The following is a 19004-nucleotide window of genomic DNA, read 5'->3' on the forward strand; positions in this document are numbered from 1 at the left end:
ACACCCCCCAGGACGGATCTCAAGGGCGATATGGTCGGTGATCAGTCGGTGCGGCGCGGGTATCCTTGCCGCGCACTGCACTCATGAAAACTGGGGAAAATTACTTCGACGAAAATGGGGAGTATCTATCCGACGCTGACAGCAGGCTCCGGAGTCAGATTTTGACTGCATCGCCCGCGTACACGCCGAAGACTGTTTAGCCTAGGGCTTTGACATCAACGATGTGCTCGGGAAGTTCGGCGCGTTGCGCGCGACGGTGCTGCGTCGCTGACAGCGAACTTCTCCTGGCGGCACTGCAGTATTACTGGGGAACCTGCTTACGAACGCGGTGTGTTACGGTTCAAGCACCGTCGTCGTTGAAGCCGGTACTCAGGATGGGCAGATGACCTTGGCCGTGTCCAACGAAGTTAATCCCATTTCCGATCGCGCATTACCCGCACCGTCTGATCCGCTCAGCCGTGTCGGCTCGGGCGGCGCGGTGCGGCGGCCGGGATGGCCTTGGGTCTGTACATCTGCCGCTGCTTTGTTCTCGCGCATCAGGGAACAATCGGCGTTGCCTGGTCGGCGAGCGGCACCCGCTTCATCGTGTGCCTGCCGCGCTCGCCGGCGTTCGAACCGGCCGAAGCCGATAGCTAATCGCCCTGTTCGTCGAGATTCTTGCTGGAGGAATTCGACCCTTCGGTGTCCGGCTTCGCCGACTGGTCTTTACCTGATTCCGTGGTGGAGACGTCAAGCTCGTCTAGGGCGCGGTCAATCTTTTGATGATCGCCCCCATCCAGTGCGCGTTGCGCGCTCTCATCTGACATGGGTGCTGCAGTGCCGGACTGTTCTGGCAGGCCGTCTTCAGGCCGATGATTGTCATCAGATGTCGATTTAGGCATATGCCCTCCAGTGGTGGTAGCGGACCATCTGATCCACTTGGATCTCCTGCCTGCGCACTGCCTGTACCTGAGGAAATCCGGTTGAAAGATGGGTGATCCATTCAGCATCGGATCGCGTTCGGCCAGTTGTCGCCGTTCGCTGTCGTCGCTGCTTGTCGTTCCTGCAAGCCTCCCTGTTAATACTGGGCAAGGAAAGCGTGGGCGCGAGCAACTCTGGGTTATGCTTCCGCCGGCGTGACCGGCGACCTCTCAGCCGCCGACCTCTCGTCACTGGCGGCTTGCCTGTCGCCGGGTTCCACGGACTGTTGACCAGCGCTCATGAGGTCGATCGCCTCGACAATTTCAGCGGAGACTGCGTAATGCACCATGTGGCCCGCTCCACGCGCGATAACGAGCGTGCTATGTGCGATTTCGCGATGCAATCGCACAGAATTCGCTTGGGGATCAATGACCTTGTCATCCTCTCCCGCAAAGATGCTGATCGGCAACTTGAGCTCCGGATAAATGGCGCTGAATCGTGCTGCGGCGGGAATCATGAACGCGGCATCCTCGGCCTCCGCTTTGATCTGCACGGGACGAAGGATCATTTCCCGAGAGACAAAGTTGAAAAAGTCGGCTGGCGTGGGCAACGGGGAGAACATCGCTTGGACGGTCCGCTTCAACATCATGCGGCCGGCCAAGGGCGAAACCGTGTAACGCAGGACATCGCCCATGATGGGAAGCGCTGCCGGCGCGGCGAGCGCTACATCGGCGCGTGCAGTCGGAAAGTAGTAACCGGAAACAAGCACGAGACCGCGTAAGTCTGCCGCAGCGTCGGCCGCCATACCCAGCGCGACGAGCGTGCCCCAGGAGTGTCCGAGCACCACGGGCTGGTGGACGCCGATTTGCACGAGCGCCTGTCGAATCAGTGCTGCCTGAGCCGTGGCAGTCCAGAGTCGGTCGCGTGGCCGGCCGCTGTACCCGAAGCCGGGGCGGTCGAACGCAATTACGCGGTACCGCTTGGCTAACTGGTCGATTAACCCGCTGGCGATGAAATCCTGCAACAGTACGGCATTTCCATGCAGGAGCACGACGGCGGGCCCGGTGCCCTTGTCGACGTAATGGACCGGTACGCCATCCACTTCGACAAAGCGGCCGACGGGCGGGTCGTCGCGTTCAGCTTTGCGGGCGCGATGCTCGACCCATAGGGCACTGATAGCTGCGCCGGTCGCTGCAGCTGCAAGTGCTACAAGGGTCTTAGTGGGTAAGGCAACTTTGTTCAACGAGCGGCGCATGATTTCTCCGGAATGGCGACGGGCCGAAGACGATCCACTTCAGGAGAAGATCGCCCGCCCTGCCGCAACGTGAGTGTTCGATGATTTCGTCTGCGCCGATTCGCGCGGCCAAAACAACGGGTTTTCCCAATTTTTCCGCGCAACGATCATGCCGCCACCTGAAACTGCGATGCCACTCGACGTGTCAGCCGTGATACGGGTCACTTTGGGGCATCGCGAGGCGCGCCTTATACAATCGATACGTGTCACACAAGCAATCTGAGGCCTCGTCGATCAACGGTTCAGACCCATCGGCTTATCTGTGGACGAAAAGGCCGACGCCGCGATCATGCGGTGACATTCGGTTCAGAAATTACTGGGCGTCCAGCGATGGCAGCACGTGTTCACTGCATGGAGGCTGCCGTTCGCGGCATTCCATGTGGGGACGACAGGAAAGCGCCCTGACGCTGCCCACTGGCGATGTCCGCTGGGACCTTGGCAACGGCCGATGACCCGTCAGCAAACCGTCGCCTGATGAACGTCTGCTGCACTTCGTGAAGAGCAAGTGATGCCTTGATGTGCCGGTAGTCCAATGAGGGTCGGGTTCGGCTCCTCATATTTCAGATCGACCGCCACGACAACGCTCGCCGTCGCCCGCGCAGTGCTAGACTGAATGGCCGTTCGCCGAATTCCTGGAGGTTGAAAATGACCCGCGCTTACGTTGTGAAAACCGGCGAAAAATTTCTTTGCAGCGCGGAGGATGGCGACATTGGCCTCGCGCCGGAGATGAAAGAAGCGAAGCGCTTTCTTTCCCGCGAAGAAGCGGAAGAAGCGGCGCATAAGTACGCCGACTCTGGATACGAAATAGTCGCTTTCGACGTGACCGCGCGTTGACTCGATATTTTCCACTGAGTCGGGACCGCGAACGGCACGAACTTCCCGCCGATGACGATCTTCGCCACGGTGGCACCGGAACCAGTCACTACCGTCGCGTCTCACCCCTGTATAACTGCTCCTACGACCGTTGTATTTTCACTCGATAGTGGACTGCGCACATTTCAGGATCAAGTGACCGAATAGCGTCGATCTCGGTCCACTACGTCGGCGAAGACGTCTGCCATGAACGGTCCTTGGCGTGCGTCTGCTCGCGATAAGTGAGCCGCCCTTCGGCCAGCTAACGACTTTCAAGTTGTCTGAGGCGGTATTCAAAGATTTCAGCAGATTGCTGATGGACGAAAGTCCCATACCACGTTCACCGACGTCACATTAGCCTGAAGCTGTAGTGGTCTACGGGTCGCGATCCGGTCGAATATATATGGTCAATCTCAATGAAATCGTTGCCGTGGTCGATGATGAATGTCGAAAGCTATCGTCGTCGCACCGCCAGCGACAAACAGAACAGCAGGCGCCGACAATCATCCAGCGACAATCAACAACAAGGAGCGACAACCATGACCGGATAACGACCGACAATCATCCCGATCGACCGGCCAAGATGGTGGTCGGTAAACCGGCGCATTGACTTAAGATTTTTGCTACCGAGCGGTGCCCGTTGCCTCATGTAATTTGTTACCCCTGCGTTCGGCGTCGGTGCCAGAGGCAACCAAACGCAGACAACGTGCGCAGTTTCGCACGCTCAACCCACTGGACCTCTTGAGCCGGAAGCGCGAAGCGCAGCAGCACGTCGCGCACTGCGGCGAATCCAGCACGGCGCCGGCGGAGGCAAAAACACCTAGTCGCGGATTTCCTTGCGAGCCTTGGGACAGCGTGGCAGGACGGCGAGGTAAGGCCAACGCATCACCGAAAGCCGCGCGTCCCTCACACCTGGCGCAGCCGGGAAGATCCGTTCGAGCATACTTGGCTGACAATACAGCAATGGCTTGAAACCGAGCTCGACATCACGGCGAAAAAGCTGCATGAGCGTCTCGTCGCCATGGCGCCCGCGATGAATTCCGGCGCGCAGCTGCGCACCCTGCGGCGCCGTGTGAAGGTATGGCGATCGAAGCGCGCCAGGGAGCTGGTAACCCGGATACTCGGCGAGGCCGACGCGATGAAGGCTGGTGCTGCTACGCAGCACCAGTGCTTACCTGTTCAGCGAGGGATTCGTTTTTTGCGCAAAGCTCACCTGCACGCTGCCTTGTTCTCGGTTATTTCTTCATTAGCGCGTGCCGTGGAAGACTGATCGTGAATGCGCAGCCGACGCCCGGATCATCGCGGACGCTCAGAACGCCATCATTCAGTTCGATGCTCCGGCGGGCGATGGACAGGCCGAGCCCAAGCCCGGATTTGTCTGGTCCGAACTGGGTGAACGGAACGAACATCTGTTCTGCCTTGCCCGGTGGCAGCCCGCCGCAATGATCCTTCACTTCGATGAGAATCCTGTCGGCGACGGCATAGGCGTTCAGTGTGACGTCGGAATGTCGATGAGTGAATTTGAAGGCGTTCTGGACGAGATTGCCGAGCGCAGAATAGAGGAGATCGCGGTTGCCACTGACAGCAAGCTGAGGATCGACTGGCGTTACCACGAAGCCGCAGCCGCGTAGTTGCGCGGCCAGGTTGGCCGCCTGCTTCGTTTCGTTGATAAACTCGGCAAGGGAAAACAGCGTCCATTTTGTGTCATCGCCGGAGGGATTGCGAGCGTCATCTATTGAATGGTCGATGAGTTTCGCCATACCCGTCAGGCTCCGCTCCAGCACGGCGCCAGTCGCGCCAAACAGGGGCAAATTACCCGCTTTCGCAGCCGCGAATGCAAGCTTCGCAGTGTGCAGGAAGTTGCGAAGTTCGTGGGCGAAGGACCCCAGGCGCTCGCCTTCCTTCAACGCGTGTTCCGAAGCAACCCGGAAATCTCGCTGATAACTGAACTCCGTGACGGCATCGGCGATGGCGTTATCCAGGCAGCGGTTCAACGTGCGGAACTCGTCGATGGAAAACGGCGCATCGCGTTCATGTGCCAGGTCGGTAATGGCCTGACATAGGTCTCCGTAGTCGTGGACGACCTGGTCGACCGAATACCCCAACCGCAGTAACTCGTGGCCATGCTGGGCTGCCGACTCCCCAATCTCCGACCGTCCTACATTACCTCCCGCAGCGCCGGAGACGGTCACGCTGTCTGCCGGGCGATTCGTTTGCTCGATGCGCAGCGTATCGATGAGTTGTTCGAGAAACAGAGGAACGCCGTTTTCGAGTTGTAGAACGGATGCGCCGCGCGTGGGCCGCTGTGCCACCTTGGTCCTGCATCGCGAAATAAGTTCATCGCGGTTATTTGCTAGAAACGTGTGAAGCATGGTGCCTCCTGCACGGGTGCATGCCGGTTGTCGAACCAGGGACCTGGCGTGGCGTGCACGGACCGGAAATCGCAGCGCTCTTTGCCGGAGGTGCCCGTACGACACCTGAATGAAACGGTGACGCCTGCCGGCCGGTGGATACCGCTCTTTCTGTCCGAGGAAATCAGGTTAGAAGAGCGGCGTTACGGTACGGCGCTTTCATCCTACGCCATCCATAGGCAAAAGAAATACCTTGATCCCATTGGCTCGCGGCTAAGCGCTGGCTGACCCTGTAAGCCGTTTCCAATGGCAACCTTTACTGCACACGGCGATTTCGACGGGCACCCTGGCCGAGCACGTTCCCTCGCAACGCCGCGATTTAGTTTGCTTTCCGGCTGCATTGAGCGCATGGTGAATGGATGCAGCCGCAAGCGGCCGCGCATCTCGCGTCGGACAGGCTTCGGCTCATGTCGACGGGCACCGCCGGGGGAACGTCCCGTCGTGACACGCCACGCCGAGTACAGAGTGCGCGAACCGCGTGCCTACTCTCACCCGCTATTCCGCATCGCGATCCGTACGCCAGAGGGCCGGAGCAGTTTGTACGGATTGCCATTCGTCCAGCCATTTCGAATGGTGCGATGCGCCGGTGTCCGCCGCGTCAAGTCTCGCCACCGTGAACGAAGCCATTGAGCGTGCGAGGCGATTGGCCAAAGACATTGTCGGCGAAATACTCAGGAAACCGAATTATGAAAACCGCCTGGGAGTCGCCACTTAACTGAGTGGAGCAAGTCATGCAATATCCGTTTTATGTGAACCGGGACGACGATACCGTTTTTCGTGCCAGCTTCCCCGATCTTCCCCGCGCTGTTGCCCACGGTCATTCGTTTGATGAACTGAAACGCAACGCACAGGAAGTCGTCGAACTGATGTACGACCGCAGCGAGCAGCTCATCCCCGCCCCCACGTGCAGTACGGCGGAATTGCAATCGCTCGAGATGGACGATGGTCAGGGCATCTGGATGTTCATCGAGATCAATCTGACACGGGTCACCTCGAAAGCCGTTAGTGTTCAGTTCAGTCTGCCGGAGAGCTTGCTGCACCGGGTCGATGCTGCGGCGAAAGTACGTCGCTCGACGCGCTCCATGTTCTTCACGCAGGCCGCCGTCCACGAACTCGCAAACGAGGACGAAGGGCGGGTCTCGTAGACCCTGACCGCAAAGTCGAACCGTAGTACGCAGTGGCACGTCGTCGGCTCATCGAAGGCGATACCAACCAATCGGTGATGAGCCGGTTTGCAGCATATGAGGAGTTCTCCATGATTGATGACCAGGTCGATGCGGAAGAGCTGGCAGATAGCAGACGACAGAGACAGGCTGCGGCGAAAGCCGCGGAGAACGACACGCCAGTCGCGCCTGAAAACAAATCGCCGGTGATGGAAAACACGGTAGGAGGGGCACCGAGGCAATGGATGCGCTCTGCAAGAAAATGGCTGGGTGCTCGAAGCGGCCTTGTGCGGCCCTGACCATGGGTGGCAGACAGGAGACTCAGCGTTGTTGCAGCAACGGCAGCAGAACAACATGACCTGCCGATGGCAAATGCGCCGCTGGGGCTAACACTAAAAGCAGCGGCGTTCTTGCCGTTGCGAATCACTGGCGCTTTGAAGCCTCTTTTTTCAACTTTTTCGCGTCTTTCTTTTCCTTCGGCGTTTTCGTTGCGACTTTCTTCTCCGCCTTTTTTGCGTCGTGGGCTTTGCTCATGGTGATCTCCTTTTATATCTGACTCTCACAGAGTACGGCGCGAGGCTCTTTGCTACGCAGGTATCTGTCGATTCGAGAAAATTGCGCGTATCAAACAGGTCTATGCACGTTTAACCCCGCGGCTGAACGAACGACGTTGCGGGCGCGGTTGCGAATCATTGCCTCGGCCGCTTCATTCCCTCGGCTTCCATGGCGGCATTGCGTTCCTCGCCTGCCTCGATGGGCTCCATTGTCTCGTCAACAGACGCCGTCGCGCGCTCCGCGGCTGATCTCGCTTCTTCGAAAGCGGCGCCGGCTTCTGCTTCGTCGTCATCCAGAGGGGCCAGCATGTCTTCAAGTATGGCTTGCAGTTCGGGGGTGTCCCACGGCTCGCCGCGCTGCTTCTTCCTTTTTATGTAATGCCTGACTTCTGCGTCCTGCTCGCGCGTGAGCGGAAGGCCTTTGAAGGTACTCTGCGGGGTAGAGTCGATCATGTGATGCTCCCGAAGCTTTTCTTAAGTGTAGTCTGCTGTCCGCGAGAATCATCAACTATTAGCCCGTTACATGTTTCATGGTTGCCAAACTCCGCCGGACTTTGGCGCGCCAGAAGCAGGCGGTGAGCAGAACCGATACTCCGTTACCGGCATTGTTCAACTCATGCCAGCGTCGTCATATCTGTTCGGGCCCTTCGTTCCGGGCCGGCGTCACGTGGTTTCCCGAAACAGGGGACGCCGCCCCGGCGCGTGCCGCGAGCTATCAGGTCCCGCGCTGCTCAGATTAGTGGTAACGTGGTTGCAGGCTGTTGCATTTCCGACCTGCGCAACGGTGACGTTCAGACCGCTTCTTTTGAAGGAGCGGCGGCGAAGGTCCGGCGAATGGAAGGGAGAACGAATCATGGCCGAGCGATTGATCGACGTACTGGATGGCAGCGGCGTCGTCATCCATACCTATCCCATCACACTGGAGCAATCCGGTGATGAGGTGAACGACGCGGCGTACGAAGCAAAAGCGCTCGAGGCGGCCGCCCACGGCCGGCTCGTTTCCGACGCAGAACTTGGCAGCCTGTCCGCGAGGAAGCACGTGAGCCGAGGCGGGCAGATGGCGCCGTATGGCGACGACGTGGCAGGCAGTTCGGAAACAAAAGCAGCGCTCGAGCAGACGGTTCGCGAGCGTGCGTACTTTCTATGGGAGCAGGACGGATGCCCTGCAGGCCGCGCTAATGAATACTGGCAGCGCGCACTGGAACAGCATCTGCGCGAGCGGGCGCATGTGCTCTGGGAACAGGAAGGGCGTCCTGACGGACGCGCTGACGAATACTGGAACCGGGTGCGCCACTTCGAGGCGCTGTAATCGCAAGATGTCAATTGGTTCAGCGCGCAGTGGAATTCGAAAGGCAGGCGCTGACGACTGCGGAAATCCGACTTGTGTGCTAGTAGCGGGGATCGATCGCATGGCACCACAAGCCGCGCCGGCCAGAGAAAACGCTCCGCGGGACGAGTCTGAAAAGGCCGGCGAGGGACAGGCCATCAATGGTGGCAGCCACAGCAGGACAATCGCGGCACTGCGGGCGTCGTCCCGGCCCGACAACCATAACGGAGATCTTTTCACAGACCTCCCTTTCAGCGTGGCCGTCTTCGTGGAGCGTAGCTGCCGCGCCGTTTCAACGGGCCGCACACAAGACAGTGACTCAAGAAACAGACGGAAGAACGCGACGCGGATAGCGTAACGCCTGTCCGACAGATAAAAACGAAGCAACCAGCCCGTCGAAAAAAAGACGCGGATGGCTGGAGGTTTTCATGCACCGAACGATCGACTACCGTGGCTTTGAGATTTATGTCGAATTGACGCCGGCCGCGGAGGACACGTTTAACGTGTCTTTCCAGATAAAAGGCGGCACCAACCTTGAAGTGCTCGGCGCACGGGGAGGGCGCATTGCGCTGCGCAACGGTCCCTTCACTGAGCGCTGGGCGTACTTGGTGGCAGAAATAGCCGGCCAGGCCGCGATCGACTTATTGCTGGGGCCAGTCGATTGAGGGAATCCGCGTTTTCTCGGGTAGGTGCATTTCGACGTATCGCATTGGCGCTCCCCGGATTGGGTGAACTCAGGAGGAATCATGAAGCTTCGCGTCGGATACGAACTGTCGTACGAGTGCTCCCAGCCCACGCCGATGATGCTGATGTTAAACACGCATTTCTCGCACGCGAAGGACATTATCGTTGCGGATCTGCTTGTCACCGATCCCCCGGTGCCGATTAGCCAGTACCGTGATCTGTTCGGCAATCTGTGCAGCAGGATCGTCGCGCCCGTCGGGCGTCTGGGACTGCGTACGACGGCGCTGCTGAGTGTTTCGAGCGCGATGGAAACCCGCTCCGGCGGCGGGTGGGGACGCCCGGTGGAGCAGTTGCCCGACGACACTCTGGTTTTCCTGCTGGGCAGCCGCTATTGCGAAACTGACCTGCTTGTCGAGACCGCATGGCGGCTTTTCGGCCAATGCGCGCCGGGACTGCCCACTGTGCTCGCCATCTGCGATTTCGTGCATCAACACATTGAATTCGACTACGGGGAAGCGCGGCCAACGAAAACCGCGTCGGACGTCTATCGCGAACGTAAGGGCGTATGTCGTGATTTCGCGCATCTGGGCGTCACCCTATGCCGTGCGATGAATATTCCGGCGCGTTACTGCACCGGCTATATCAGCGACGTGGGCTTGCCGCCCGTTACTGCACCGATGGATTTCGCCGGATGGTTCGAAGCCTACGTGGGTGACAGCTGGCAGATCTTCGACCCGCGAAACAACGCACCGCGAATCGGGCGCGTGTTGATGGCATACGGCCGCGACGCCGCCGACGTCGCGATCAGTAATGCTTTCGGGCCCGCCGTGCTGACGCACTTCGAGGTGCAATGCGATCAGGAGTGAGCGCTGGATTACATTGACTGTCAGGTGCATTTATACGAAGCTCTCAACACGCGGTGGATCTCGCCCACATCGGCGCACCCCACTTGGCCGGATGACCCGGCAAGAGCGACGGAGTAACTCGTCTGTGGGAGAGGGAAGAAAGGCCTCAAGAGCCGTCTGGTGATTGGCAAGAAACGTGACGGCCGACGCGAGTATGACGAAAGGCACGCAACGACGAACTGGTGAGATGTGCCTGCCATGCGAACGGCGCAGTCTTGGAACCAAAGCTCAAACACAAGATTGGCTCTCTCGACGGGGTCGCCGCCGAGGGCGTCAATCTTGAGAAGCTGATTGCCGAGATCATTCCGGGAGCGACGGGTGCTTCGTCGCTGTCGAAGATGGCGGTTCAAAGAATGCTTGACAACCTCGGTCACAGCACGATGGGACAACGAATCGTTGCCTCTTCCCACCCTATAGAGCTGCATGCGGCATCCGCAACCCACGCTGGAAAAACTGCGGCATCTATCGGTGATCTCTGTCCATTCCGTTCGCCCGACAGCGCAAAGTTACTGAGAAACGCGCCTGGTGCTTCGGGCCCATCGAGACGCTCCTGCTCCCGTTCAAGATACTCAAACATGACCAGATACGCCTGGCGCAGCATAACGGTGGAGTCGATTGATGGCTTTTCCATTCCGTTCGCGTTCAGGCATAAAACTTAAGGTCTATCTCGACCGGCTGCTCCTCGTCGTTCTACCCGTCGCTTGCGGTCAAGTTCCAGTGGCGATCGCCTCGAGGATCTGCTTGGCATGGTCCCGCAACTCAAGGGTTAGACATTCCGTGCGCGGCAGGCAGCAATGCGGCGGCAAAAGATCCCATTCAGCGAGAATCGCTTCGATGTTGGCCGGGGTAAACAGCGGCAGTCGCATGGCTCATGAGGGTATAGTCCCGACGGCGGTCCAACGCGTGAACTCTTCCGACCGGATGAGACACAGGCCGTTGAACGCGACCTTCACTATGCGCACCACGTAGGTGCAATTCTTGCTGCCATCTTCTCTTTTTCGTACGACGCGCGTTAGGAAGGACCAACATGATCACAGACACATGAAGGACATTGACTCGCGACCGGCAGGATTCAGCTCCGCCTGGCTCCAGCTATGGGCTGAATCCACCGACGACTACTCCATCTTCGCGCTCTCGCCCGATGGCATTGTCCTGACGTGGAACCCCGGCGGCGAACGCATCCAGGGTTACCGGTCCGAGGAAATTATAGGGCAGCCATATTCTGTCCTGTTTATCGAGGCCGACCGGGCCGGGGGTGCGCCCGAGACGGCGCTCCGGGCGGCGACGAACACAGGACGCTATGAGACGGAGGGGTGGCGGCTGCGCAAGGACGGAACGACGTTTTGGGCCAACGTCGTGATGACGGCGCTACGCGACAGCGAGGGCCAGCTGATTGGCTTCGGCAAGGTGATTCGCGACGTCAGTGACAAGAGGGCGGTTCACGACGCCGTGCTTAAAAGCGAACGGAACTTCCGCCTGCTGGTTCAGGGCGTCACCGACTACGCCATCTTCATGCTCTCGCCTGACGGGCATATCACGAGCTGGAACGCGGGAGCGCGGCGCATCAAGGGGTATACCGAGGGCGAGATCATCGGCTCGCACTTTTCGCGCTTTTACACCCCCGAGGACGTGGGCGCTGGTGTCCCTTTCAGGGGGCTCGAGACAGCGAGGCGGGAGGGCCGGTTCGAGGCCGAGGGCTGGCGGGTGCGGCGCGACGGCAGCCATTTCTTCGCGCACGTGGTCATCGATGCCATCTACGAGGACGGCGAGCTCGTCGGGTTCGCAAAAATCACGCGGGACATCACTGAGCGACGGCGCGCGGGCGAGCTTCTTGAGCAAACGCAGAGCGCATTGTTCCAGGCGCAGAAGATGGAAGCGCTCGGGAAACTGACGGGCGGGGTGGCGCACGACTTCAACAATGTCCTTCAGGTACTGCGAGGCAACCTGGAACTGCTTGAAAGCCGGCATGGTCGCGACGACTGGAGCGCCGAGCGGCTCGGCAACGCAATCGACGCGGTCGATCGCGGTGCCAAGCTCGCATCCCAGCTGCTTGCGTTCGGTCGCCAGCAGCCTCTGGCTCCGGTTGTCATCAATCCCGCGCGTCAGCTTCGCGCACTTGACGATCTTCTCCGGCGGGCGCTGGGCGAGACGATCGAGATCGAGTCGGTCGTTGCCGGTGGGCTATGGAACACCACCGTCGATCCGCATCACCTGGAAAACGTCATCCTGAATCTGGCGATCAATGCGCGCGACGCCATGCCCGACGGCGGCAAGCTCACTCTTGAGCTATCGAATGCCACGCTCGACGACGAATATGTGCTGGCATTCCCCGACGTCGCGGCTGGGCAGTATGTGATGCTGGCCGTGACGGACACCGGAGCCGGCATGAGCCCGGAAGTGATGGAGCGTGCATTCGACCCGTTCTTCACCACCAAGCCGGAGGGTCAGGGCACCGGGCTGGGTCTGAGCATGGCCTACGGCTTCGTCAAGCAGAGCGGCGGCCACATCCGCCTGTACAGCGAGATCGGCGAGGGAACAACCGTCCGGATCTATCTGCCCCGGTCCACCGGGGCGGCGGTTGACACCCGGCCTGCCGCGCCTGGCCGGCTGAAGCGCGGCAGCGAGACGATTCTCGTCGTTGAGGACGATCTGAAGGTGCAGTCGACCGTCGTCGAACTACTCTCCGGCCTCGGCTACGCGGTACTCAAGGCCAATAACGCCGAACAGGCGCTGACCATCGTGTCGAGCGGCGTGCACATCGATCTTCTGTTCACAGACGTGGTGATGCCCGGCGTGCTGCGCAGTCCGGAAATGGCTCGAAGGGCCGTGCAGATTTTGCCGGGGCTGAAGGTCCTTTTTACATCGGGCTACACGCAGAACGCGATCGTGCACGGTGGGCGACTGGACCCGGGCGTGGAGCTGCTGAGCAAGCCATACAGCCGCCAGCAGCTCGCGTCCAAGGTGCGGCAGGTGCTCGGCAACAGCGATGCCAAAGCGGACGGAAGCGGTCCGGGCGACGCCCGTCCTGGCGACGCGCAAGCGTCAGCCCAAAGCGGGAACGGCCTGCGCATCCTGGTCGTCGATGACGACGTCGCGTCGCTCGACGCGACGTGCGAACTACTGATGCTGATCGGGATGCGTCCGCAACCCGCAGCAAGCGCGGCGCAGGCGCTGAACATCCTTGACGGGAATGACTTTGACGTCCTGTTTACTGACGTCGTCATGCCCGACATGTCGGGCACCGAACTGGCCCGGTGCGCGTCTGCCATCCGCCCGCGGCTCACGATTATTTTTGCTTCGGGAAACGCTGTCCCGCAGGACGAGGCGCACGGCTTCGAATGGTCGGCGCTGCGTAAGCCCTTTACGCTTGAACAACTGCGCGCTGCGCTGCAGCCCGCTGACGGGCAGCAGGCCGGCCATCGTACCGGTGGCGGCTAAACTGCTACGACCGGCGCGACAAGTAAATGCACCCGGTCCCGTTGGCGCCTCACATCCAGGCCACACCAAACGAGTGGTAGAAGCCTCTTCGTCAGTCGTGGTAACGACGGCAGCGAAAGACACATGGCTCACGGCCAAATCGAGGCGAGGCGACGGCACCAAAACAGCCCGAACAGCCGTGCAATTCAAATCTCGCCTCGAGTGTCAGGGACGCTTCTCGAGTGCGTGATGTGTGTCAATTGGGCAACGCTTGCTGCAACGATGACAAACACCGCTGTGGGACTAAACGCAAAAGCGTCCGGGGCTCATGAGATCCCGCATGCCGCCGCCAGAACCGAGGCCCCGGCAGGCGTCTTAGTGGCGCCCGCCGTACTTGCGACTCTTTCTCCAATGCACATGACGCCTTTTTCAGCAGCGGTCCACGCCCCGACACAAGGTTATAGCCGCAGCTGTCGCCGTACTCGCGACTGCCGCCGCTCCGGTCTGGCCATACGTCAAAGATCCGGGGCAAGTGGGCCTGCCGTCTTCCGGTGTTCTCAACCTGGGTTACCCTGATCAAAGCCCTGACGGCCCCCGCTACGGTGGACACAGTATGCGGTCTCGGGCAGGCTGCTGTTCGCCCGGACGAAATCGCCAAACCGGCTTTGTTGCGTGCATCCGACGATACCAGCTATGGCTCGGGCATCGAACTAACCGCCGATGGCGGTTTGACACAAGTCCAAGAGCACAGGGCAGGCGCACCATCGGCTTTAGTCAGCGATGCCGCTTATTGCGTTGAGCCTGCGGATCATTACCGATGTTCCCTCCCTCTCGGCCGAGCCCGGAAGTCCATCGGAAGCGCACAGCAACGCATCGCCTTGGACGGATAACTTCCCCACTCAACCCAACTGGGACGGTCGATGAGTGGCGGCGGACGGCGGCACCCGAACCTACAACGGACGGTCTCGCCTTAGGCAGCTTCGTTGTATCGCGACGCAATTGATTTCTGCCAGCAGGCCTGGATGTGCGAGCTCCGATACCCCAATGGCAGTCCATGCACATTTGCCAAGGGGAAAGACCCGATTCTTAACCTCGCGGAACACAGACATGTGCGTGCTCATTTCCAAGTGAAATGTCGTCATATCGACAACGTCGTCGAACGTACAGCCCGCTGCATATAGAAGTGCCTTGAGATTCTCCCAGCACGCGAGAAACTACGCCTCAGGATCGCGGATAACGTCAAATTCAGGTGTGTGGCCTACTTGCCCAGCACAAAACACAGCTGTTCCCACTTTGACGGCCAGCGCATAGCCCGCTCGTTCAACAATCTGTTCCATTCCATGCGGAACGATGATCTCTTTGTCGGTCATACAAGGTTTCCATCCTGATTGTGAAAGGCGACTGAATTTCACGGCGACGCAAATACACGCTTGACCGCCTCAGATACTCACTGAAGCGGCCATTCGCCGCGTCCGACTGAACGTCCCGGATTGGCCGACCAGCGCAAGACGTTAGGACGGGCTGTCGGCTACGCTGCCATGCACTGCACATTGCTCACCCTCACCGAGCCGGGACGCACTTTGCGACGGCGCAAAAGCAGTGTATGCCGTCGCGGAATGCTGAGAGTTTGTTGTTAGTTAAGTGGTCCACTTATGAGTATGCTTCTGAGGCCACACCTTGAACAGACCGCCGGGCCGAGTGGCATGCCAATCCTTTTATAGGAAAGGAAGCGATGTCGCCCAATACATTGTCAATGCGTGCGCCCCACTGTGCGCGCAGGCTACCTGCTGTCTCCGTCATCGTCTCCCTTCTCGGTCTTTCGTGCGCCGCGCCGGTGGTCGCGGCTGGCATCCTGCCGCAAGGCGGCGCCTATGTGAGCCGCAGCGGCTCCATTGCAACGTCCGGCGATACGCTCACTGTCACCCAGCCGGGCTCAACGCGCGGAGTGATCGAGTGGAACCGCTTTTCGGTTGGCCAGAACAACACCGTCAACATCGACAACGGCAACGGCGCGACGCTCAATCGCGTGACAGGCGGCACGCCGTCGATGATCCTCGGCAAGCTGAACGCAACCGGCAGCATCTACCTGATCAATCCGCAAGGCATAGTGGTCGGACCGCAAGGCGTGGTCACGACGGGCGGTCGCTTCGTTGCCTCCACACTCGACACCGACAACGCGTCGTTCATGGCCGGCGGCCCGCTGACGTTTTCCGGCCAGTCGACGCAACGCGTGGTGAATCTCGGCAACATCGGCTCGACGAACAGCGACGTGCTGCTGATCGCCGCGAGCGAAGTCGACAACTACGGCAACATCAGCGCGCCGAACGGCACCGCCGAGATCGCGGTGGGTAACAAGGTGCTGTTGCAGGACTCGTCCAGCTCGCAGCAGATGTTCGTGCAGACCGCGAGCGGTGGCGCGATCGTCAACACGGGCGCGATTGAAGCGGCACAGGTGAATCTGCAGGCCGTCGACGGCAACATCTATGCGTTGGCCGGCAACGCCGACGTGCTGCGCGCGACCGGGACGGCCGTGCGCGACGGTCACGTGTGGCTCGTCGCGGGTCCGAAAGGACAGGTGATTCTCGCAGGCAACATCGCCGCGAAGAACGCCGACGGCAAAGGCGGCACGGTCGATATGGACACGGGTCTCTTCACGTTCTGGGGCGACTTCGCGAAGGTAGTCGCGGGCCAGTGGAACGTCACGCTGCCCGCGTACACGTTTGACAACGGCGCGTCGCGTTCTTTCACGCGCAGCCTCAACGACGGCACATCCATTTCGATGACTACCACAGGCGCCAACGGCCAGAGCGGTGACCTCGTCGCGGACCAAAGCATTCAATGGACCGGCGGCGCATCGCTCGCGCTGAACGCAGCGCATAGCCTGACGGTCAGCCCGGGCGTCACGTTGAGCAACCAGGGCAGCGGCGCGCTGACACTGCGCGCGGACGCAGCGAGCGTGAACAACGGCGGCAGCATCACGAACAACGGCACCATCGACTGGTCGCAGAGCACCGGCACGGTCAGCGCGCTTTACGACATGAACGGCAGTTATTCGCCCGGCACCCTGCTCGCGAACAGTGCGTGGGTGGCACCCGACTACAGTGGACTGGTTACGCAGATCACAGACTACAAGCTGGTCAATACGGTGCAGGACCTGCAGAACATCGAGAGCGATATGAGCGGCAACTACGCGCTGGGCCACGACATCGACGCCACGGGTTACGCGTTCAAGACGCTCGGCTTCGCGAGCAAGGTGCAGTTCAGCGGGCAATTCGACGGCATGTGGCACAGCGTGTCACACATTAAGCCCGACACCGACGCGGTCTTCTGCGACATCGCTGCAAACGGCGTGGTGCGCGACGTGAATATCCTCGATGCGGTGTCGGGTACCTACGCGCCGTCGTATAAGCCCGACGGCATCCTGGCCATGAGCAACTACGGCCTGATCGTCAATACGTTCACCTCCGGCTACGTGTCGGGGTCCAGCAACGCGTCGGGCGCGACAATCGGCGGACTCGTCGGCACGAACTACGGCATGATCGCGCGTTCCGGCAGCAACGCCACCGTCTACGCCGACTCGGGCGGCGGCGGGCTGGTGTTCGACAACGAAGGGACGATCACCCAGTCTTACGCTACCGGCATCGTCGCGGCGAACGAATCGCGCGGCTCGTCTGGCGGCCTCATCCACCACGGGAACGGGACGGTCACGGAGTCTTTTGCGAGCGGCAAAGTCTCTGCGTTCAATCTTGTCACCGTTGGCGGAGTCTGCGAATACTGCTCCGGACTCGGCAGCGACGTCTACTGGAATAAGGAAACGACAGGACAGGCGGAAAGCGGCGGCAATCTGCCCGCTTCGAACGGACTGACCACCGCGCAGATGAGTGACCCCAGGAGCTTCGTGGGCTGGAGCTTCGGCAACGATGGCGCGTGGGCGATGCCGGCAGGCGCCACGCATCCGGTGCTGCGCTGGCAGGTTGAACATTGAGCCGAACACGTTGCGGTGGGATCACTACGCGGAATCACGCCACCCTTCCCCACCCAACCGAGCCCGACGGCGACCGGCTCTGATTGGCCGTTCATCGACTTATGCGAACTGCATACACCGCGAATGTCGCGGGGTGGCGATCGACAGCGCGCGACCCATAAGAGGAAACGATATTTCTACAAAGCGGCCATTAGACTCGGCGACGTTTGCGACTCAAAGCAGGAGCAGCAGCGCACCGAAGAAAAACAGGAAACATCCTGTAGCAAACTGGGCTTGGAGAAAGCCACGCCATCCTGGATAGCCATATGCCACCGGTTGGGAGTATCGGGTCGGGATAGGCAGGCGCAAAAGCCAAGTCCGCAAGGCGTCCGTGAGCACGAGCACGCCCCCGGCCAGGATAAATAGCGAAAACATCCGAGGCGTATCGAACGGAATCGGAACGTCAAATACTTGCATCACAATGAGGACAAGCGCGCCTAGTACCAGAAGTCCGCACAGCAAACGATAGAGCGGAGTAAGGCTCGTCTTTAACCACGTTGGCGCATTGCTCTTGCCTTGAGGTGGAGGCGTCCAGGCCATTCTGTTTGGCGGATGGGGTCCGTGCGTTGGGACAGGATTTGGCCGTGATTTGAATTTAACGGCATCTCTTGGTCCATCGCCTGATTGTTTACGATTCCGGGATTCCCGTCGAGTGTCCAATTCTGGCCGACTGTCGTCCCACAGGGAAGTTCTGCCGCTTGCGCCCGTGGTCAAAGCTGAGGCCGGTCCAGCATGACCCACTGCTGCACTGACGCTCGTTCCCATTGACGCGCTGCGTACGACGCCAACTTTGCGGGGACGTCATCGCCATTCATGACGAGACGATTTAGCATCAAGGCCAAATCGGTGTCGGCGATGCACCAATTGCCGAACAGGTTCGATGCATCCCTTGAGAGAAGCCGATCCACCGCAAAGTATAGCTTTTGCACCGCGAGCTGCGCCGTGGCACTAAGAGGCGGGGCGTGCCTTTTGTAGAACACGACCTCCGTCGAGCGCTCCTGACGAATGGGCATCAGGTCGCTTCTGAGCCACGCTTGGAGTTGGCGTGCCCTAGCCCTGAGATGTCGGTCCTGTGGATAAACGAGCGTCTCAGCGAAAGTATCGTCTAGGTACTCAGTGATCGCCGATGACTCGGAAAGCGCAAAAGCGCCATGCGTTAATGTGGGCACGCGCTGAGTCAATGATTTAGCGGCGTAGCTCTCTTCATGGTTCGCGTCAGTCCCGAGGTCCACCGGGAACAGCTCAAAAGGCAATCGTTTCTCTTGGAGGGCCACAAACACGGACATCGCATACGGGCTTGCGAACTGTGTATCGGCATACAAACGAAGGGTGCTCTCAAGCATGGCGCGATCCTGACAATTGGTTGATTTGCGGCTCGATGAACTCGAGCCGGACGAGGCGCTGGTCGATTGTTAGCGATCTTGGGCCTGATGTCGAATGACCGATCCTGGCCGCACTGCGTCGCGCACAACC

19 protein-coding genes and 1 pseudogene are annotated in these 19004 nt (G+C 60.0%); 10 read left to right on the forward strand and 10 right to left on the reverse strand.

The window, feature by feature from the left end; genetic code table 11:
• Positions 1-492 precede the first annotated feature (492 nt).
• Positions 493-636: a hypothetical protein gene (locus ACTJLB_RS00855; RefSeq protein WP_440782146.1), complete on the forward strand. Its 144-nt coding sequence runs from the start codon at positions 493-495 to the stop codon at positions 634-636.
• Here the strand turns inward: ACTJLB_RS00855 and ACTJLB_RS00860 are convergent.
• Together ACTJLB_RS00860 and ACTJLB_RS00865 are read right to left on the reverse strand one after the other, a co-directional pair.
• The gene (locus tag ACTJLB_RS00860; RefSeq protein WP_440782148.1) at positions 633-881 is read right to left on the reverse strand and encodes a hypothetical protein; all 249 of its coding nucleotides are present in this window, start codon (positions 879-881) and stop codon (positions 633-635) included. The genes ACTJLB_RS00855 and ACTJLB_RS00860 overlap by 4 nt on opposite strands.
• Before the next feature lie 218 nt (positions 882-1099).
• Positions 1100-2155 (reverse strand): alpha/beta fold hydrolase, encoded by a 1056-nt coding sequence (locus tag ACTJLB_RS00865; protein ID WP_440782150.1) that lies wholly within the window; start codon positions 2153-2155, stop codon positions 1100-1102.
• Between the two features lie 684 nt (positions 2156-2839).
• Between ACTJLB_RS00865 and ACTJLB_RS00870 the strand changes: the two genes are divergently transcribed.
• Both ACTJLB_RS00870 and ACTJLB_RS00875 read left to right on the forward strand, forming a co-directional pair.
• Positions 2840-3028, forward strand: coding sequence for a hypothetical protein (locus tag ACTJLB_RS00870; protein ID WP_440782151.1), 189 nt, complete (start codon positions 2840-2842; stop codon positions 3026-3028).
• Positions 3029-3449: 421 nt separating this feature from the next.
• Positions 3450-3656, forward strand: a complete 207-nt coding sequence (locus ACTJLB_RS00875) for a hypothetical protein (RefSeq protein WP_440782153.1) — start codon at positions 3450-3452, stop codon at positions 3654-3656.
• Positions 3657-3866: 210 nt separating this feature from the next.
• Here ACTJLB_RS00875 and ACTJLB_RS00880 read toward each other — a convergent pair whose 3' ends face one another.
• Both ACTJLB_RS00880 and ACTJLB_RS00885 read right to left on the reverse strand, forming a co-directional pair.
• Positions 3867-4211 carry a hypothetical protein gene (locus ACTJLB_RS00880; RefSeq protein WP_440782155.1) on the reverse strand — a complete coding sequence of 115 codons (345 nt, stop codon included), beginning with the start codon at positions 4209-4211 and terminating at the stop codon, positions 3867-3869.
• A gap of 70 nt (positions 4212-4281) precedes the next feature.
• A complete protein-coding gene (locus ACTJLB_RS00885; protein ID WP_440782156.1) occupies positions 4282-5418 on the reverse strand; it encodes a sensor histidine kinase in 1137 nt (378 codons plus the stop codon).
• Between the two features lie 770 nt (positions 5419-6188).
• On the opposite strand from ACTJLB_RS00885, the gene ACTJLB_RS00890 reads away from it, so the two are divergent.
• The gene (locus tag ACTJLB_RS00890) at positions 6189-6602 is read left to right on the forward strand and encodes a type II toxin-antitoxin system HicB family antitoxin (RefSeq protein WP_440782158.1); all 414 of its coding nucleotides are present in this window, start codon (positions 6189-6191) and stop codon (positions 6600-6602) included.
• Positions 6603-6712: 110 nt separating this feature from the next.
• A complete protein-coding gene (locus ACTJLB_RS00895; RefSeq protein ID WP_440782160.1) occupies positions 6713-6919 on the forward strand; it encodes a hypothetical protein in 207 nt (68 codons plus the stop codon).
• A gap of 390 nt (positions 6920-7309) precedes the next feature.
• Here the strand turns inward: ACTJLB_RS00895 and ACTJLB_RS00900 are convergent, their stop codons facing one another.
• The gene (locus tag ACTJLB_RS00900) at positions 7310-7627 is read right to left on the reverse strand and encodes a hypothetical protein (protein WP_440782162.1); all 318 of its coding nucleotides are present in this window, start codon (positions 7625-7627) and stop codon (positions 7310-7312) included.
• A gap of 400 nt (positions 7628-8027) precedes the next feature.
• On the opposite strand from ACTJLB_RS00900, the gene ACTJLB_RS00905 reads away from it, so the two are divergent.
• The 3 genes from ACTJLB_RS00905 (at position 8028) to ACTJLB_RS00915 (ending at position 10051) form a co-directional block, all read left to right on the forward strand.
• The gene (locus ACTJLB_RS00905; protein ID WP_440782164.1) at positions 8028-8483 is read left to right on the forward strand and encodes a DUF2934 domain-containing protein; all 456 of its coding nucleotides are present in this window, start codon (positions 8028-8030) and stop codon (positions 8481-8483) included.
• 446 nt (positions 8484-8929) lie between these two features.
• On the forward strand, positions 8930-9166 hold the full coding sequence (locus tag ACTJLB_RS00910) for a hypothetical protein (RefSeq protein WP_440782166.1): 237 nt from the start codon (positions 8930-8932) through the stop codon (positions 9164-9166).
• An 81-nt stretch (positions 9167-9247) separates the two neighbouring features.
• The gene (locus ACTJLB_RS00915) at positions 9248-10051 is read left to right on the forward strand and encodes a transglutaminase-like domain-containing protein (protein WP_440782168.1); all 804 of its coding nucleotides are present in this window, start codon (positions 9248-9250) and stop codon (positions 10049-10051) included.
• Between the two features lie 409 nt (positions 10052-10460).
• Here the strand turns inward: ACTJLB_RS00915 and ACTJLB_RS00920 are convergent, their stop codons facing one another.
• Together ACTJLB_RS00920 and ACTJLB_RS00925 are read right to left on the reverse strand one after the other, a co-directional pair.
• Positions 10461-10721, reverse strand: coding sequence for a hypothetical protein (locus ACTJLB_RS00920; RefSeq protein ID WP_440782170.1), 261 nt, complete (start codon positions 10719-10721; stop codon positions 10461-10463).
• 76 nt (positions 10722-10797) lie between these two features.
• Positions 10798-10956 (reverse strand): hypothetical protein, encoded by a 159-nt coding sequence (locus tag ACTJLB_RS00925; RefSeq protein WP_440782172.1) that lies wholly within the window; start codon positions 10954-10956, stop codon positions 10798-10800.
• 175 nt (positions 10957-11131) lie between these two features.
• On the opposite strand from ACTJLB_RS00925, the gene ACTJLB_RS00930 reads away from it, so the two are divergent.
• Positions 11132-13528 (forward strand): PAS domain S-box protein, encoded by a 2397-nt coding sequence (locus ACTJLB_RS00930; protein WP_440782174.1) that lies wholly within the window; start codon positions 11132-11134, stop codon positions 13526-13528.
• Positions 13529-14457: 929 nt separating this feature from the next.
• Here ACTJLB_RS00930 and ACTJLB_RS00935 read toward each other — a convergent pair.
• Together ACTJLB_RS00935 and ACTJLB_RS00940 are read right to left on the reverse strand one after the other, a co-directional pair.
• Positions 14458-14697 (reverse strand): annotated as a pseudogene (locus ACTJLB_RS00935) (Rid family hydrolase); the annotation flags it as partial.
• Positions 14698-14721: 24 nt separating this feature from the next.
• The gene (locus ACTJLB_RS00940) at positions 14722-14877 is read right to left on the reverse strand and encodes a hypothetical protein (RefSeq protein WP_440782176.1); all 156 of its coding nucleotides are present in this window, start codon (positions 14875-14877) and stop codon (positions 14722-14724) included.
• Between the two features lie 362 nt (positions 14878-15239).
• Between ACTJLB_RS00940 and ACTJLB_RS00945 the strand changes: the two genes are divergently transcribed.
• Positions 15240-17492 carry a two-partner secretion domain-containing protein gene (locus tag ACTJLB_RS00945; RefSeq protein ID WP_440782177.1) on the forward strand — a complete coding sequence of 751 codons (2253 nt, stop codon included), beginning with the start codon at positions 15240-15242 and terminating at the stop codon, positions 17490-17492.
• A gap of 749 nt (positions 17493-18241) precedes the next feature.
• Here the strand turns inward: ACTJLB_RS00945 and yfcF are convergent.
• A complete protein-coding gene (gene yfcF / locus ACTJLB_RS00950) occupies positions 18242-18874 on the reverse strand; it encodes a glutathione transferase (protein WP_440782179.1) in 633 nt (210 codons plus the stop codon).
• Positions 18875-19004: the final 130 nt, after the last annotated feature.

It is taken from the genome of Paraburkholderia sp. 22098 (assembly GCF_052045935.1).
In the GTDB taxonomy this organism is placed as follows: Bacteria; Pseudomonadota; Gammaproteobacteria; order Burkholderiales; family Burkholderiaceae; genus Paraburkholderia; species Paraburkholderia caledonica.